We start from the raw sequence: 16,133 nt of genomic DNA, 5'->3' as shown, positions 1-16,133 counted from the left end.
ATTTTAGACATAAGCCTACAGGTGGTAAAAAACACGTTCACTTTTGTGCTGTTTTTATGAGTGAAAGGTGTACAGGTATAAATGTGAGAGTTTAGTCTGTATTGCTTTGTTCTTCTCAGTGATAGAATATTCCCGTTCATCCATATAAAGGGCACCATAATGAGTACAAGCAGCACTGACAGTAACCATGTAGATAGCGATTTACTGACTGAGATCGCCATTGCTTATTATCAGGATGGTGCGACTCAAGAAGAGATCTCTCAGCGTTTTGGTATGTCTCGCGCTAAAGTGGGGCGTTTACTACGCCGTGCTCGTGAAGAGGGGGTGGTGGAAATCACCGTCAAATACCACCCTGTATTTAGTGAAAAGTTAGAGCAACAACTGATTGAGCGCTTTAATCTAAAACGCGCATTAGTAGCACTTGATCAGCCTGATGATGAAACCCAACGTCAGCAAGTGGCGAGTTTAGTTTCAAGCTACCTTACTGCAACCCTCACTGATGATATGGTGGTATCGGTCGGTCAGGGACGTAACATTGCCTCGATTGCTAGCCATGTGGGAGTTGTGCCGCACCGTAAATGTCGTTTTGTGTGTGGTATTGGTGGTACTCACCGCTCAGGTAATGCGATTAATGCCGATCATATTTGTCGTCAGTTAGCGAAAAAATACGATGGCATCAGTGAAACCTTGTATGCCCCAGCGTATGTTGAAGACATTGTGGTAAAAGAAGCCTTCATGAAAAACGGCACAGTTAAAGAGACGTTAGATCGTGCACGTCGTGCTGATGTGGCGTTAGTTGGTGTCGGTGATATGAATGAAAACAGCCATATGGTGAAGTTAGGTTGGTTTACTCCACAAGAGATTGTTGAAGCCCGTATTCGTAAAGGCGTGGTCGGTGATATTGCAGGTTATGACTTTTTTGATAGTCACGGTAAACAAGCTGATACCATGATGAGCGATCGTGTCATTGGTTTAACCATGGAAGAGTTGCGTCATATTCCAACGGTGGTAGTAGTTGCCGCAGAAAATAGTAAAGCCTTAGCACTATTAGGCGCATTGCGTTCGGGGGTGGTTGATGTGCTTGCAACTAGCGTAAGTAACGCCTTAACGATCCTAAATTTAGATCAGCAAATGAAGTAGTTTGATATTTAATCAGTTGATCTTAAAAAACAACTGCTATCCCTGAAATTGAGCGATAGCAGTTGATAACCATACCTTTAACGCATAAAATACGTCACACAAATGAGGAAGAACGGCGTATCCGGTGATGCGTCCGGATTTCAAATCCGGGTAGGGCTGCCAGCAGTCCTGGGTAGGTTCGACTCCTATGTTCTTCCGCCACTTTGTTTGTTTATCCTTTCAGTAAATCTTCATCTCGCAGTTCGCGGTAATTAAACTTTCTTTTTGTAAATCCAATCTTGTCTAAGTATTCCAATATTTGTACCGCTACCTTGCGCCCTAATTGGCTTAGGTTTCTAAAATCTGCCGTCTCTAGTTTTTGGTTCTGCTCGATATGTTTTCGTACTGCATTGGCGATGTGAATTAAATACTCATGAGTAACATAACGATCTTTCACGATGGCAGAGATATAACCCAGTTGTGCCAGTTTATAGCTAAGTGTACGTAGTTCGTCTTCATCAATATCGCACGCATTGGCAAGATCGCGAACCCACCAAGGCTCTTGGCTGGTTTGCATCATTTGTGCAACGTAGATCCAGTAGTTTTGTTCTTGTTCAGTTAGCTGAAGTTGGTGGCTAGCAAGGTGTAACCAACCTCGGGTATTGATAATAATTTGCTGTGCTAATAACTGCGTTAAAAGGGCATTGAAAATAGCCGTCGGTTGATTGAGTGCAGCGATGCGATATAAGCGATCTTTACCCAAACCAATATGATCGTTTTCTTGCTGGTGGTATTGGGCGAGCTTTTCAATGATTAGATGCTGTAGTTGTGCTTGATAGGTAGAAGTACAAAGGAAATCACCGTATTGGCTGATCTCATTATCAACTTGATCACAAGCTACTTGCTCGATATTAGAGCATTGATGTTGCCACGTTAATTCACTGATAGATTGCGGTTTATTGGCTAGTTTAAAGGCGATGATGTCTTTAGGCGCATTAAGGGGCGCGCGCTGGGTTAAATAAGCTAAACGATCGGGTTTTCGCTTACCACGATTAGGCGGCAGTAAATCAATTACCAAACCACTACCAAGATTTGTTTTTAAGGCAGGATCACGCAGTAATAAGCGATCTTGCTCAGCTAAACACAGTGGGCTATCGAAAGTAATTTCAGCTAGTGCAGAATTACCAGCTTTGACTTCATCAGCTTCAAGAAGCGCAATACGGCCTGTAGTGTGGGTCGCAGCATGGAAAACCTGCACCGTTTGCCAGTGTTTAATATTGGTATTGGCTGTTAGTGCAACTGCTACACGATTAATCACTGTATTGGGTGCAATCTCGACTAACCAATCGCCACGATTAAGATCCTGTTTATCAATATCACCGACAATATTCATTGCCACACGCTGGTTTTCCGTCGCCGTTTGTGCTGTTTTCCCCTGTGCATGTAAGCCTTTTATGCGCACGGTTTTAGTCTGTGTTTGGCCTTGTTTTAACTTGTGGTGACTGACAAATTGTAAGCTATCACCAACAGCAATATTGCCACTTAATGCGGTACCTGTAACAACTAAACCTGCCCCTTTGACATGAAAAGCACGATCGATAGCAAGGCGAAAGCCTAAATCATTTTGTTGCTGTCTTTCATTGTCTGCTAAAGCGATCAAGTGAGCTTTAAGTACGTCAATACCATCCCCAGTAAACGCTGAGCAGTGAAAGATCTGCGGCTCGGTAAAGCCTTGCTGAAATAAGAGTTGAGTGAGCTGTGCTTCTAGCTGCTGTTGTTGCTCTACTGTGGTGAGATCGGATTTGGTGATCACCACGGTTAAGCTATCCATTGCCAGTAAACGTAGGATCGCTAAATGCTCATAGCTTTGCGCCATCATGCCTTCATCACCAGCAACAATTAACATTGCATGATGGGCTGTACCGACACCCGCTAGCATATTAGAAAGAAACTTCTCATGGCCGGGAACATCAATAAACCCGAGAGTTTCTTGTTGCTGTGTTGTAGCCGATAAATACGGCATAAACGCATAGCCTAAATCAATGGTAAGCCCACGTTTTTGCTCTTCAGGTAAACGATCGGCATTGGTGCCTGTTAAGGCTTGCAGTAAATGGGTTTTACCATGATCAACATGGTCAGCTGTGGCGATTATCATAAGTGGCGTTATTGGTTATTCGTTATGGGTAAGTGAAAGTTGCGCAAGCTGAGCGATAAAGTCTTGTTCATGGCTGATCCCACGCAGGCATAACCACAGTCTGTTATGGTGGATACGACCGATAATTGGGATCTCGCCGCTTGCTAAAAGATCCGCAAGATCATTAAGCGTTTGAGATGTTTGATTATTGTTAACGCTGAAACACAATGCGACAGATTCAAGCTGTTCGGTGGGTAGTGCACCACTGCCAATTTGCCCCATTGAAGGCATCACAGAGACGGTGAAATGCTGACCAACCAGTTGCTGACAGTGAGGTATCAGACGCTGACCTAAATCGGTAAGGGCATCAAGGCTGCGAGTAAGCATGGAAAGAGTGGGTAGATCACAAGGTAAACGCTCAGGATGACGGTATAAATTCAGTGTTGCCTCAAGCGCTGCTAAGGTCATTTTGTCACAGCGAAGGGCACGTTTTAGAGGATGGTGTTGTAATTGTGCTATCAGATCTGCATTACCCGCAATGATCCCAGCTTGTGGACCGCCCAATAGTTTGTCACCAGAGAAGCTCACCAAATCAATGCCATCTTGGAGCATCTTTTGTGGCATCGGTTCGCTTGGCAGTCCGTATTGAGCTAAATCGATTAATGAGCCGCTACCTAAATCGCTGATCACTGGCACCTGCATTGAACGTCCTAGTGCACATAACTCCGCTTCAGATACCGCGCTAGTAAAGCCTTGGATCATATAATTGCTGGTGTGTACTTTCATCAGTAATGCGGTGTTTTCATTGATCGCTTGTTGGTAATCTTTCAAATGAGTACGGTTTGTTGCGCCGACTTCGACTAACTGACATCCCGCTTGGCGCATGACATCAGGAATACGGAACGAGCCACCAATTTCAACTAATTCACCGCGTGAAACAATCACTTCTTTACCGTTGGCTAAACTTGCCAACATCAGTAGCACGGCAGCAGCATTATTATTGACCAAACAGGCATCTTCACAGCCAATCAGCTGTTGAAGTTGTTCACTAATGGCGTGATCTCGGTGACCACGCTTACCTTGTTGTAGTGAATATTCCAAGGTTGACGGAAAACGCATGACATCAGTGACCGCTTTGATCGCCGCTTCTGCTTGCAAAGCACGACCTAAATTGGTGTGTAGGATAGTGCCGGTTAAGTTAAATGCACGGCGTTGTCCTTTAGATCCCAGCGGTTGTGCGACTTGCGCTAATTGCTCTGAGAACAAGGTAATACGTTGCTGTTTTAGTTGTGTCAGCGCCAGCCCGTCACACTCATTTAGGCTTAACCATAGTGGCAATTGTTGTTGCTGTTTGATGCTATCACGGGCTTGGTCGAGTAACTGACGAACAAGGGCGGTGATATGCTCTTTGCCGTATTGGTTGATCAAGGCTTGTTGTGATTGATGATTTAAAATCAGATCAACACTAGGTAAATGGGCGTAGAGTGCTTGGGCTGTCATATCAAACTCGGCATTACTGCATTAGTGGTAAAAGGAATGGGTTAAATCCATTACGGTATAATTCGCTCTGGCTTAACTTCTGATCTAGCACTAATGTCGCAAGGTCGTCTGCGATAGGATCAAGGTTTGGTTGTTTTTCTAAAAATAAAATCTTCAGATAGCTATGACAGTGACCACATGTTTCGGCACGTACCGCATCTTCTAGGGTTTCACTTTGTAGCTGAATATTCTCACCGTCAGCACATTGGGTACATTCTGCACGTAGGCGATGCCACTCGGCTTCACACTGGCTGCAATGTAAGTAACGATGGCCGCTGCCTTTGATCATACTGGCAGCAGGCGCGCCACCACATAATGGACAGGTATGCTGTTTTACATTTGGCTCTGGTTGCCATTCAAGTGCGGTGGTTTTCACCATTAGGCTAGTGAAAGTATTGATACAGGCGAAAAGGATGATCGCAAGATCAGCTGGTACTCGCTCAGATTGGTTGTGCTGAAGTGCTGTGAAGTAATGGTGTAGAGTGTCGCTATCAAGCTCATTAATCGCATCGATAATTTTCACAATATCATCAGAGGCAACAAGGCGTAGTGAGGTGCTTAACTGTGCCAGCATTTGTTCTAATAGCGGGAACCAGTCACTGTTTAGGGTTAGCGGCCAAGCAAGCTCGTGAGTTTGAACAAATTGCGCCACTGGTGCTGCGAAGTCTTCTGCTAGTTGCGCTTGGAGTTGCACAATTTGACCCGCAACAAGGAGGTAATCTGCCATAAAAGAGTCTTTAGCAAGTTCACGCAAACGTGCGGCACGTGCTGAAAAAATGGTTGCAGGATCACCGATGATGAGTGGGGTAAAACCATCGCTGTTTTGTTTAACTATCGTGTTTTTATCGAGAATTTTTACGCTCATGCTGTTTTCCAAGTACAAGAATACCAACCAAAGTTGCCCTTGGTTGGTATAGGAATGAAAAGCGATAAACATTGGCTTATCGCTTTTTACAGTGCTGTTAGTGTTGGTTTTTACCGCTGGTAATAGCGCGGAACCAACGAGGGTGGTGTTTCTTCGCCCAAGCAGGGGACACCTTGCCTTCTAACATGCCGTCGATTGAGCCTTTTACCCAGTACGCCATGTAAACATGGATGATCAGGCTAAGGGCAAATACAACCGCTGTGATTGAGTGAACAATCAGTGCAATACGCACAATGTCGATGCTGAAGTAACCTGCAAAGTAAGCACGCCATGCAATCAGACCTGTCACGAGTAATAACACCGCACAAGCAATGAACTGACGTAGGATCATCTTCTGACCTGCGTTGTATTGCCCTGCTTCTGGTACGTTTTCTTCGTTCTCAGTCAGCACGTCTTTCACTTTCAGCATCCACTGGAGATCACCTTTTTCAAAGTGGTTATGGCTCCAGTAGCGAACAACTAAGAAAGCTAAGCCGATTGTCATCACAATTGCGCCGAATGGGTGCAAGATGCGAGCAAGTTGCGGCGAACCGTAGACATAGCTAAGGAAGTGCAATGGTGCGAACATAAAAGATAAACCAGACAATAACGTCCAGATACCTGATAGTGCGACAGTCCAGTGCACCACGCGATCTAAAGGCTTATGACGTAAAATCGTTTTATTCAAACTCATTATTCATCTCCTTCTTCTTCAGCGACACGGCTACGACCTACAGTGACACGGTGCACAGCAGCAAGTGCTAATGTACCGAATAGACCTGCGGCAGCTAGCGGCTTCACATCGTCTTTCCATAGCTTCACGGTTTCACTGATCTTTGGATCTTTAGGTAGATCGTATCGCTCAGGATCGGTGATATCGTGCAACACATAAATCACGTGAGTACCGCCGACACCTGCTGGGTTATACACGCCAGCATTTTTGTGACCTTTTGCTTTCAGCGCTGCAACACGTTGGTTAGCGTATTCAAGAATTTCTTCTCGCTCACCAAAACGTAGTGCACCTGTAGGACAGGTTTTCGCACATGAAGGCACTTGACCTGCCTGTAGGCGATCAAGACACAAAGTACACTTGTAAACACGGTTATCGACTGGGTTCATGCGTGGAATATCAAACGGACAACCAGCAATACAGTAGCCACAACCGACACACTTTTCAGAGTTGAAATCGACAACACCGTTTTCGTATTGCACGATAGCATCAGGCTCTGGACAGGCTTTTAAACAGCCAGGATCAGAACAGTGCATACAGCTGTGTTTGCTGAATAACCATTTGAACTTGTTATCTTCTTCAATTTCTTTGAAGTGGATAGTGGTCCATGTTTCAGCGGTTGTATTTGGCGGATTTTGGTAACTACCTTCAAAAGTACCTACTTTGCCGCGCAAGTTGTTCCATTCGCTACACGCATCCATACAGCCTTTACAGCCAGTACAGCACGTTACATCGATAAGCTTTGTGACCTGAATTTGGCGTTTACGCGCATCTGGTGAAGGCGTTAGCGATGATGTCGCAGAACTACGAATAATATTCTGTGATTCCATACCCATGGCTTACTTCACCTTTTCCACGTTAACCAAGAATGCCTTGTACTCTGGTGTTTGCGAGTTCGCATCACCCACATCTGGGGTTAGCGTATTAGCAAGATAACCAGGCTTCGTATCACCTTCGTAACCCCAGTGAATTGGGATACCAACGGTATGTACGGCTTGACCGTTAACCTGTAGTGGGCGAATACGTTTAGACACATAGGCTTTTGCTTCAATGAAGCCACGCTTAGACGTTACACGCACCATGTCAGCATTATTAATGCCACGCTCTTTCGCTAGACCTTCGCCGATCTCAACAAACTGCTCTGGCTGTAGTACAGCGTTGAAGTGTGAGTGGCTGGTCCAGGTATGGAAGTGCTCCGTTAAGCGGTAAGTTGTACCGACAAATGGGAACTGCTCTTTTTGACCAAGCTGCTCAAGATCGTCTTTGAAAATACGCGCCGCTGGGTTGGATACCACATTCTTATGTAATGGGTTGGTACCAATCGGTGTTTCAAATGGTTCGTAGTGCTCAGGGAACGGACCTTCTGCCATTTTATCTAACGCAAATAGACGACCTACGCCTTCTGGTTGCATGATAAATGGACCTGCATTGCTTGATGGTGGCAATTTCGCATTAAAGTCAGGCACATCAGGGCCAACCCACTTGCTACCATTCCATTCAACTAGCGTGCGTGATTTATCCCAAGGGCTACCATCAGGACGTGTTGATGCACGGTTGTACAGCACACGACGGTTAGCAGGCCAAGACCATGCCCAGTTTGGCGCTAAACCTAAACCGGATGGATCGCTGTTATCACGACGAGCAGTTTGGTTACCCGCTTGAGTCCAACTACCTGTGTATAGCCAACAACCTGCAGTGGTAGAGCCATCTGCTTTTAGCTGAGCAAAGCTAGATAGTTGATTGCCGTTAGCATCTTTACCGTTAAGCTCTTGCGCTAATTCTTTGGTATTTGGCGCATCAGGGATCGCATAGCTCCAATCCAGCGATAGGATAGGATCTGGGTATGTACCGCCATTTTTCTGGTACATTTCACGCATCTTCAAGAGGATACCCGCTAAGATCTCAGCATCACCTTTCGCTTCTCCCGGCATATCAGCCGCTTTCCAGTGCCACTGTAACCAGCGCGCTGAACTTACGATGGTGCCATCTTCTTCAGCGAAACATGCACAAGGTAAACGGAACACTTCCGTTTGGATATTCTTGGTATCCACTTCGTTTACGTTTGGCTTGTTCTGCCAGAAAGTCGAGGTTTCTGTCGCAAGTGGATCGATCACCACCAAGTATTTCAACTTAGATAGCGCATCCAATGATTTCTGTTTGTTAGACATCGAGCCAACAGGGTTGAAACCTTGACAGATGTAACCGTTCATTTCGCCTTTCTTCATCATGTCGAAGACGCGAAGCATGTCGTAACCTTGATCCCACTTCGGCATCATGTCGTAACCAAAGTTGTTTTCTGCGGTGGCGTTTTTACCGTAGAACGACTTCAGTAATGAAACGAAGAAAGACGGGTAGTGTTGCCAGTAGTTCGTTTGATCCGCTTCAAGTGCCACTGGTGTGTGGTGCTTAAGGTGAGTTGCAAGATCCACATCTTTATCAGATGGCAGCTTCAAGTAACCCGGCAAACTTTGTGCTAGCAAACCAAGGTCTGTAATACCTTGAATATTAGAGTGACCACGTAGGGCGTTAACACCGCCGCCAGCCATACCCATGTTACCGAGCAGCAACTGGATCATTGCCATACAACGGATGTTTTCAGCGCCTTTTGAGTGCTGAGTCCAACCTGTTGCGTACAAGATCGTTGCAGTACGGTTATCGGCTGCTGTGCTACCTAGTGCTTTACACACGTGTTCAAACATATCAACAGGGGTACCTGTGATGTTTGAAACCACATCAGGTGTGTAGCGAGATACGTGCTCTTTCAGTAAGTTCCATACACAACGAGGATGCTGTAGGGTTTCATCCTTCATTGCATAGCCGTTATCGTCTAGCTTGTAGAACCAGCTACTACGATCGTACTTACGTTTCTCGGCGTCATAGCCAGAGAACAGACCATCGTGGAACTCGTAATCATCACGTACGATAAAGCTAGCGTTAGTGTAGGCTTTCACATATTCGTGATTCACTTGACTGCTTGCGATCAGGTAACGAATCGCACCTAATAGGAAAGCAATATCAGCACCTGAACGGATCGGTGCATAGTGATCAGCCACTGCTGCTGTACGCGTGAAACGTGGATCAACCACAATGATTTCAGCGTTATTGGTTTTTTGAGCTTCAATTGCCCAGCGGAAGCCAACAGGGTGTGCTTCTGCTGCGTTACCGCCCATTACAAGGATTACGTTGGCATTTTTAATGTCAACCCAGTTGTTGGTCATCGCGCCGCGGCCAAATGTTGGAGCAAGACTTGCTACCGTTGGGCCGTGTCAAATACGCGCTTGAGTGTCAACTGGAACCATGCCCAAACCACGAGCAAATTTTTGTGTTAACCAACCATTTTCGTTGCTCTCTGCCGAAGCACATAGCATACCTGTGGTTAGCCAGCGGTTAACTGTGGTGCCTTGTTCGTTTGTTTTAACAAGGTTTTCATCACGGTCTTGCTTCATTAACTTGGCAATACGGGTGAATGCTTCATCCCATGAAATACGTTGCCATTTGTCTGAACCAGGTGCGCGATATTCGGGGAATTTCAAACGTTGTTCGCTGTTAACAAAACCAGCTAGGCCGGCACCTTTTGGACATAATGCACCGCGGCTTACTGGATGATCGGGATCACCTTCAACGTGGAATACCTTTTGTTTGATATTACCGTTTGCTGCGCCAGTGCTATAAAGTAATGTTCCGCAACCTACCGAGCAGTAAGAACACGTATTACGGGTTTCTTTTGCTGCGGTTAATTTAAATTCTCGAGCTTGCGCCCAAGCTTTTTGCGGTATTGTGGCAAGGGAGGCAATAGTTGTCGTTGCGACAGCTCCCGCGCACAATTTAAATAATTGACGTCTACTAATATTCAAAGTCAACTCACCTAATTATTATAAAAAAGAATTGTATTACATAAGAGGTTGGCTATTATAGGCGCGAATATAATATCGTCAAATCTTTGTGTGAAATAATAAATGTCCAGTTGTTTAATTACTGATGAATATATAGAACATCAGGAATATTCCGTTCATGAAATAATTAAATATAAGAATGGAATAAAAATAGAATGTGAAGACTTTATAGCAGAAGAAGTGCCCGTTGCACTTATTTATAATGGTATTTCGCATGTGGTAATGATGGCGACCCCTTCTCATCTTGAAAGTTTTGCTATTGGCTTTTCATTATCTGAAAGAATCATTAACAATATTAAAGAAATAAAAAATATTGATATAAAAAGTAATAAAGAGGGCATTGAAGTATATATCGAATTACAAAATCGCCCTTTTATGATGCTTAAAGAGCAGCGTCGACAGCTGGTGGGTAGGACTGGATGTGGGCTATGTGGGATCGAACATTTAAAGCAAGCGATGAAGCCAGTCACGCAGGTTCCTGACACGCAAAGAATGCCTCTTTCTATTATTAATCAGTCTCTTAAGTTTTTGTATCAACATCAGGAACTCGCTAATCGTATCTGCTGTACCCATGCTGCGGTATGGTTAAATGAGCAAGGCGAGCTAGCTGCTATCTATGAAGATGTGGGCCGTCACGTTGCTTTAGATAAGTTAATTGGTGCTCGTGCAAAATATCCTCGACTTACCAATGGTGCAATCTTAATTACCAGTCGTGCAAGTTATGAAATAATCCAAAAAGCCACATCGGTTGGGGTGGAAATATTATTTGCAGTATCAGCACCGACAGCATTAGCGATTAACTTAGCAGAAGAGTCAGGTTTAACATTAATTGGTTTTTGTCGAGAAGGGCGTGCGACAATTTATACCCATAAGCACAGAATAATAAATTAAATCTTAATCCTATAATTGAATATTTAGGTGGTTATTTAAATCTGTAAATAAAGATTATCGACAGTTTAATTTTTATGTTTTTATATTTAATTGCGCCGATAATAATTAATTTAAATAAGTTAAAATAACAAATACTGACTTAAATAAACCAATAATACCCTATAGTTTTTATTGAATAAGAGAATCATTCTTATTTAAATGATAGATATATCGTTATAGTGGTAGGGATAAAATTGTTCATTAGTGAGATAAAAAACAGGATTTAATTGGAGTCATGAAAAAGCATAAGCTATGATCCAGTTTATTATCACTAATTTAGGAATATCTGTGTGCTAGGGAAAATTTTGACAGGATTGTTACTGGTGGCATCAAGCACTAGTGTGATGGCATCGCCATGGGAGAAAGTAAAAACACCAACTGTGGGTGAATCAAAATCAATTGGTTCGTACGCCAATGGTTGTTTAGCGGGAGGAGAGATGCTTCCGCTGCAAGGTGAAGGTTATCAGGTGATCCGCGCTGAGCGTGGTCGTTACTACGGTAACCATGAAATGATCACCTTCTTAAAAGAGTTAATGAAAACCTCACAACAACTGAAAATCGGTAATGTGCTGGTGGGCGATATTGCCATGCCTCGTGGTGGGCGTTTCTCGTCAGGCCATGCCAGCCATCAAACAGGTTTGGATGCTGATATTTGGTTGCGCATTCCTGAAAAGCCATTAACTCAAAAACAACTGAAAAGTGTATCTGCACTGCCGATGGTTGACGTAAAGAACTACAAGATCATTGAAAAGAACTGGGGCACTAAGCAAGCACAGCTTATCCAATTAGCAGCAAGTGATGATCGTGTGGCGCGCATCTTTGTTCACCCAGTGATTAAAGAGCAGCTTTGTAAGACGAAGTGGAAAGATCGTGACTGGCTGCGTAAGGTGCGTCCTTGGTTTGGGCATTATTACCATTTTCACGTCCGTTTAAATTGTCCTGAAGGTAGCCAATACTGTGAGCCACAAACACCGCCACCACCGGGTGATGGTTGTGGTAAAGAGCTTGCGTCATGGTCACCTGATTATCAAAAGCCAGCTTCAAATAAGCCTGCGGTAAAGCCAAAGCCTAAACCGAAGCCAGTGTTACCCGCTCAGTGTCATGTGGTGATTGATAGTTAAGCTAATTATCAGCATATAGCGCCAATAACGAGATACAAAAAAAGCGCCGAGAGGCGCTTTTTTATGGTCTGAACATTAGATTCAGTGGCGAGCTTTGATTAAGCAAGACCTTGAAGAGTAACAAATTTCTCTAGTAACTCTTCATCTGACTCTACGTGTTCAGGATCGGTAATAATGCAATTGGTGATCGGACAAACAGACTGACAAGTCGGCTTGTCGTAATGCCCTTTACATTCAGTACAACGATCTGGGTTGATTTCATAGATCTCGTCACCCATGGTGATCGCCTCGTTAGGGCATTCAGGATCACACATATCGCAGTTAATGCATTTGCTTGTAATGAGCAGTGCCATAGTGCTTATTGACCGTCTTTAGGTGCGTGTGGGTTACGTGTGTCTTCACCGTTGCCCAAGTTACGCATAAGTAGACCGTACTCAAGATCCATGTCTTGTGGTACTGGGATAAATACAAAGTGACCGTTACCTTTGGCATCATCAATCACTTCAGACTTACGGTTTTCCATTGTCTCAAGCGTAAAGATAACGTTACCTTTTGGTGTCATCACTTCAAGGCTATCACCAACAACAAACTTGTTCTTCACTTCAACTTCAGCAAGATCACCACGGCGTTTGCCCGTGAACTCACCAACAAATTGTTGAGAATCAGAAATAGAGTAACCGTAGTCGTAGTTTTGGTACGCATCATGGGTGTGACGACGTAGGAAACCTTCAGTGTAACCACGGTGAGCAAGGCTTTCTAGCGTGCCCATTAGTGAGTCATCAAATGGCTTACCTGCAACCGCATCATCAATCGCTTTACGGTAAACTTGCGCAGTACGTGCACAGTAGTAGAACGACTTAGTACGACCTTCGATTTTCAGTGAGTGAACACCCATCTTAGTTAGACGCTCAACGTGTTGAACAGCACGAAGATCTTTCGAGTTCATGATGTAAGTACCGTGCTCATCTTCAAATGCCGCCATTTTCTCTTCAGGGCGGTGAGATTCGCTCAATAGCACAACTTCATCAGTTGGTTTGCCTAGGCCAAGTGTATTGTCTGGGCGCTCAGCGTCTTGCATTTGAACTGCTGCTGCATCTTGTACTTCAACAATTTGACCAGCATCGTTTTCAGTCGCTTTTTCTGTCTTGTATTCCCAACGACATGCGTTAGTACATGTACCTTGGTTAGGGTCACGCTTGTTGATGTAACCAGACAGTAAGCAACGACCAGAGTAAGCCATGCATAGTGCGCCGTGAACAAAGATTTCTAGTTCAGTGTCAGGGCAGTGCTCACGAATTTCTTCGATTTCTTCTAGTGAAAGCTCACGAGATAGAATCACACGCTCAACACCTTGGCTTGCCCAGAATTTTACTGTCGCCCAGTTAACTGCGTTCGCTTGAACTGATAGGTGAATAACCACCTCAGGGAAAGCTTCACGAACCATCATGATAAGACCCGGATCTGACATGATAAGTGCGTCAGGACCCATTTCAACGATTGGTTTAAGATCGCGGATAAATGTCTTTAACTTAGAGTTATGCGGCTGAATATTACATACTACGTAAAGCTTTTTGCCTTGCGCGTGTGCTTCATCAATACCGATCTTTAGGTTTTCGTGGTTGAATTCGTTATTACGAACACGAAGGCTGTAGCGAGGCTGACCTGCGTATACTGCATCTGCACCGTAGGCGAATGCATAACGCATGTTTTTAAGGCTGCCTGCTGGCGAAAGTAATTCTGGTTTAAACATAGCTCTATTGTCTCTTTTCTGATTCCAGATCAGTTCATATCACCTAGTGATATGAAGGAAAGGCGGGATTTTACGTTTTTCGTGACCTGAGCGCCACATTTCTCACGGAGTTTTTTCTTGTTCTCGACAATTTATCGCCAAACGTATAGTGCTAACTATAAGATATTAACGATAAATAGTTGCTGCTAGCGAATTTAGCTCATACTCTACGCCATTATTACGTTTTATCTATTAAGCCGCGTTAGGACAGATCAATGACTGCGAAGCCAAAACACCGTCCCACATTAAATGATGTAGCCAAGAAAGTGGGTGTCACTAAGATGACTGTCAGTCGTTACTTGCGTGATCCTAACTCGGTTGCAGAAGCCACCCGTGAGAAAATAGCGGTAGTGGTCGATGAGCTAGGATATGTCGCAAGTCGCGCGCCAGATATTTTGTCTAACCGCAACAGTAAAGCGATTGGCATATTACTGCCATCGTTATCCAACCAAGTGTTTGCTTCGCTATTACAGGGGATTGAATCAGTAACAAAAGCCGAAGGCTATCAAACGCTGATCACTCACTATGGTTATAGCGCAGAAGAGGAAGAAGAGAAGATCGCTTCGCTCTTGTCATATCACGTTGATGGTTTGATTTTAACTGAAAGTATTCATAGCGAACGTAGCCATAAGATGATCAATGCTGCAGCGATCCCTGTGGTAGAAACCATTGATTTGCCTGAAAACCCGATTGATATGGCAGTAGGGCTCGATCATAAACAAGCTGCGTTTGATTTAGTGTCCAAGATGATTGAATACGGTCGTCGTCACATTGTCTATTTTGCGGCGCGATTAGATCGTCGAACTCAGCTACGTAGTGAAGGCTATTTGCAAGCGATGGAAGCTAATGGCTTAACGCCACAGATTGTATCCACCCAAGAGCATTCCAGTTTTACTCAAGGACGTGAGTTGATGCGCCAAGCATTGGAACAATTCCCAGAGCTAGATGGGGTATTTTGCACCAACGATGACTTAGCCATTGGTGCCATGATGCATTGCCAAGAGCACCACATTGATATCCCTAATCGTGTGGCGATTGCAGGTTATAACGCTTTAGATATTGGTAAGGCTATTTCACCGACGCTTGCCAGTGTGAATACGCCTCGTGAGGAAATTGGGGCAGCGGCCGCCACATTGTTACTTAAAAAACTATCGGGTAAGAAGGTGACTAAACCAATCCAAGATATTGGCTACAGTTTGTATTTGGGCGAGAGCTTGGGTAAGCCTGTTTAAGATCACGAATAAAACCGTTAATAAAACAATAAAAAAGCAGCGAACGATGAACTCGTGCGCTGCTTTTTTGTGATCTATTTAGCTATTACACCAAAGCGTTATTTAGCTAATAGCGCTACCGCTTCTTGAGACAACTTCGTAATTTCATCCCACTGACCGTTATCGATCAGATCTTTTGGTAGCATCCAAGAGCCGCCTACAGTCGCCACACATTTCACCGCTTTGTATTGATCAACGTTAGCAGGGCTAATGCCACCTGTTGGGCAGAATTTAACTTGTGGTAGCGGTGCAGCAATTGCAGCTAGCGCTTTAGCACCGCCGTTAGCTTCAGCAGGGAAGAACTTAAGATGTTGGTAGCCAAGCTCTAATGCTTGCATGATTTCAGATGGCGTACTAACACCTGGAATTAATGGTGCAGAGCCAGCTTTAGCGTGACTAAGTAGCTTAGGTGTCATTCCCGGAGAAATCACAAATTTAGCACCCGCTTCAACAGCGGCATCGTATTGCTCACAGGTTAGCACAGTACCAGCACCCACCATTGCCTCTGGCATGGCTTGTGCGATAGCACGGATAGCATCAAGGGCAACAGGAGTACGTAGGGTAATTTCAAATACCGTGATCCCACCATTTTGCAGTGCTTGCGCCATAGGAACAGCATCTTCAACACGTTCAATGATCATTACAGGAACAACAGGAGATGCGGCAAAAACATCTTGTGGGTTAACTTGCCAAGTGTTCATAG

General features: G+C 44.4%; 13 protein-coding genes and 1 tRNA gene. 5 read left to right on the top strand and 9 right to left on the bottom strand.

All coding sequences use genetic code 11. The annotated features are described in order from the left end of the window. Positions 1–159: 159 nt before the first annotated feature. Complete coding sequence (locus tag Q7674_RS18760) at positions 160–1,140, top strand: sugar-binding transcriptional regulator (RefSeq protein ID WP_045064557.1); 981 nt, start codon at positions 160–162, stop codon at positions 1,138–1,140. Positions 1,141–1,246: 106 nt separating this feature from the next. Then, a tRNA-Sec gene (locus Q7674_RS18755) sits at positions 1,247–1,341 on the top strand. 10 nt (positions 1,342–1,351) lie between these two features. On the opposite strand, the gene selB is transcribed toward Q7674_RS18755, so the two are convergent. From selB to fdnG, 6 genes are all read right to left on the bottom strand, one after another. Further along, on the bottom strand, positions 1,352–3,274 hold the full coding sequence (gene selB, locus Q7674_RS18750) for a selenocysteine-specific translation elongation factor (protein ID WP_305423093.1): 1,923 nt from the start codon (positions 3,272–3,274) through the stop codon (positions 1,352–1,354). Between the two features lie 15 nt (positions 3,275–3,289). Beyond that, positions 3,290–4,753 carry an L-seryl-tRNA(Sec) selenium transferase gene (gene selA / locus Q7674_RS18745; protein ID WP_045064554.1) on the bottom strand — a complete coding sequence of 488 codons (1,464 nt, stop codon included), beginning with the start codon at positions 4,751–4,753 and terminating at the stop codon, positions 3,290–3,292. A 13-nt stretch (positions 4,754–4,766) separates the two neighbouring features. Further along, entirely contained in the window at positions 4,767–5,657 is an 891-nt protein-coding gene (locus tag Q7674_RS18740; RefSeq protein WP_045064552.1) for a formate dehydrogenase accessory protein FdhE, read from the bottom strand. Positions 5,658–5,754: 97 nt separating this feature from the next. Further along, entirely contained in the window at positions 5,755–6,390 is a 636-nt protein-coding gene (locus tag Q7674_RS18735) for a formate dehydrogenase subunit gamma (RefSeq protein WP_045064551.1), read from the bottom strand. Next, the gene (fdxH, locus tag Q7674_RS18730; protein WP_045064549.1) at positions 6,390–7,262 is read right to left on the bottom strand and encodes a formate dehydrogenase subunit beta; all 873 of its coding nucleotides are present in this window, start codon (positions 7,260–7,262) and stop codon (positions 6,390–6,392) included. Before fdxH ends, Q7674_RS18735 begins: the two co-directional genes overlap by 1 nt. Before the next feature lie 3 nt (positions 7,263–7,265). Next, positions 7,266–10,280 (bottom strand): formate dehydrogenase-N subunit alpha, encoded by a 3,015-nt coding sequence (fdnG, locus tag Q7674_RS18725; protein WP_146146579.1) that lies wholly within the window; start codon positions 10,278–10,280, stop codon positions 7,266–7,268. A gap of 102 nt (positions 10,281–10,382) precedes the next feature. On the opposite strand from fdnG, the gene fdhD reads away from it, so the two are divergent. Further along, positions 10,383–11,210, top strand: coding sequence for a formate dehydrogenase accessory sulfurtransferase FdhD (fdhD, locus tag Q7674_RS18720; RefSeq protein WP_305423088.1), 828 nt, complete (start codon positions 10,383–10,385; stop codon positions 11,208–11,210). Between the two features lie 329 nt (positions 11,211–11,539). Beyond that, positions 11,540–12,370, top strand: coding sequence for a penicillin-insensitive murein endopeptidase (mepA, locus tag Q7674_RS18715; RefSeq protein WP_080892225.1), 831 nt, complete (start codon positions 11,540–11,542; stop codon positions 12,368–12,370). 98 nt (positions 12,371–12,468) lie between these two features. Here mepA and Q7674_RS18710 read toward each other — a convergent pair whose 3' ends face one another. Both Q7674_RS18710 and trhP read right to left on the bottom strand, forming a co-directional pair. Beyond that, positions 12,469–12,723 carry a YfhL family 4Fe-4S dicluster ferredoxin gene (locus tag Q7674_RS18710; RefSeq protein WP_042117063.1) on the bottom strand — a complete coding sequence of 85 codons (255 nt, stop codon included), beginning with the start codon at positions 12,721–12,723 and terminating at the stop codon, positions 12,469–12,471. Positions 12,724–12,728: 5 nt separating this feature from the next. Further along, complete coding sequence (trhP, locus tag Q7674_RS18705) at positions 12,729–14,120, bottom strand: prephenate-dependent tRNA uridine(34) hydroxylase TrhP (RefSeq protein ID WP_008987799.1); 1,392 nt, start codon at positions 14,118–14,120, stop codon at positions 12,729–12,731. A 254-nt stretch (positions 14,121–14,374) separates the two neighbouring features. Here trhP and Q7674_RS18700 point away from each other — a divergent pair, with 254 nt between their 5' ends. Then, positions 14,375–15,391, top strand: a complete 1,017-nt coding sequence (locus Q7674_RS18700) for a substrate-binding domain-containing protein (RefSeq protein WP_045064545.1) — start codon at positions 14,375–14,377, stop codon at positions 15,389–15,391. Positions 15,392–15,489: 98 nt separating this feature from the next. Here Q7674_RS18700 and Q7674_RS18695 read toward each other — a convergent pair whose 3' ends face one another. Further along, entirely contained in the window at positions 15,490–16,131 is a 642-nt protein-coding gene (locus Q7674_RS18695) for a bifunctional 4-hydroxy-2-oxoglutarate aldolase/2-dehydro-3-deoxy-phosphogluconate aldolase (RefSeq protein WP_008987797.1), read from the bottom strand. Between the last annotated feature and the right edge of the window lie 2 nt (positions 16,132–16,133).

The organism is Photobacterium leiognathi (assembly GCF_030685535.1).
GTDB lineage: Bacteria > Pseudomonadota > Gammaproteobacteria > Enterobacterales > Vibrionaceae > Photobacterium > Photobacterium leiognathi.
The sequence above is the reverse complement of the archived record's forward strand: the minus strand, read 5'-3'. Positions and strand labels throughout refer to the sequence as shown.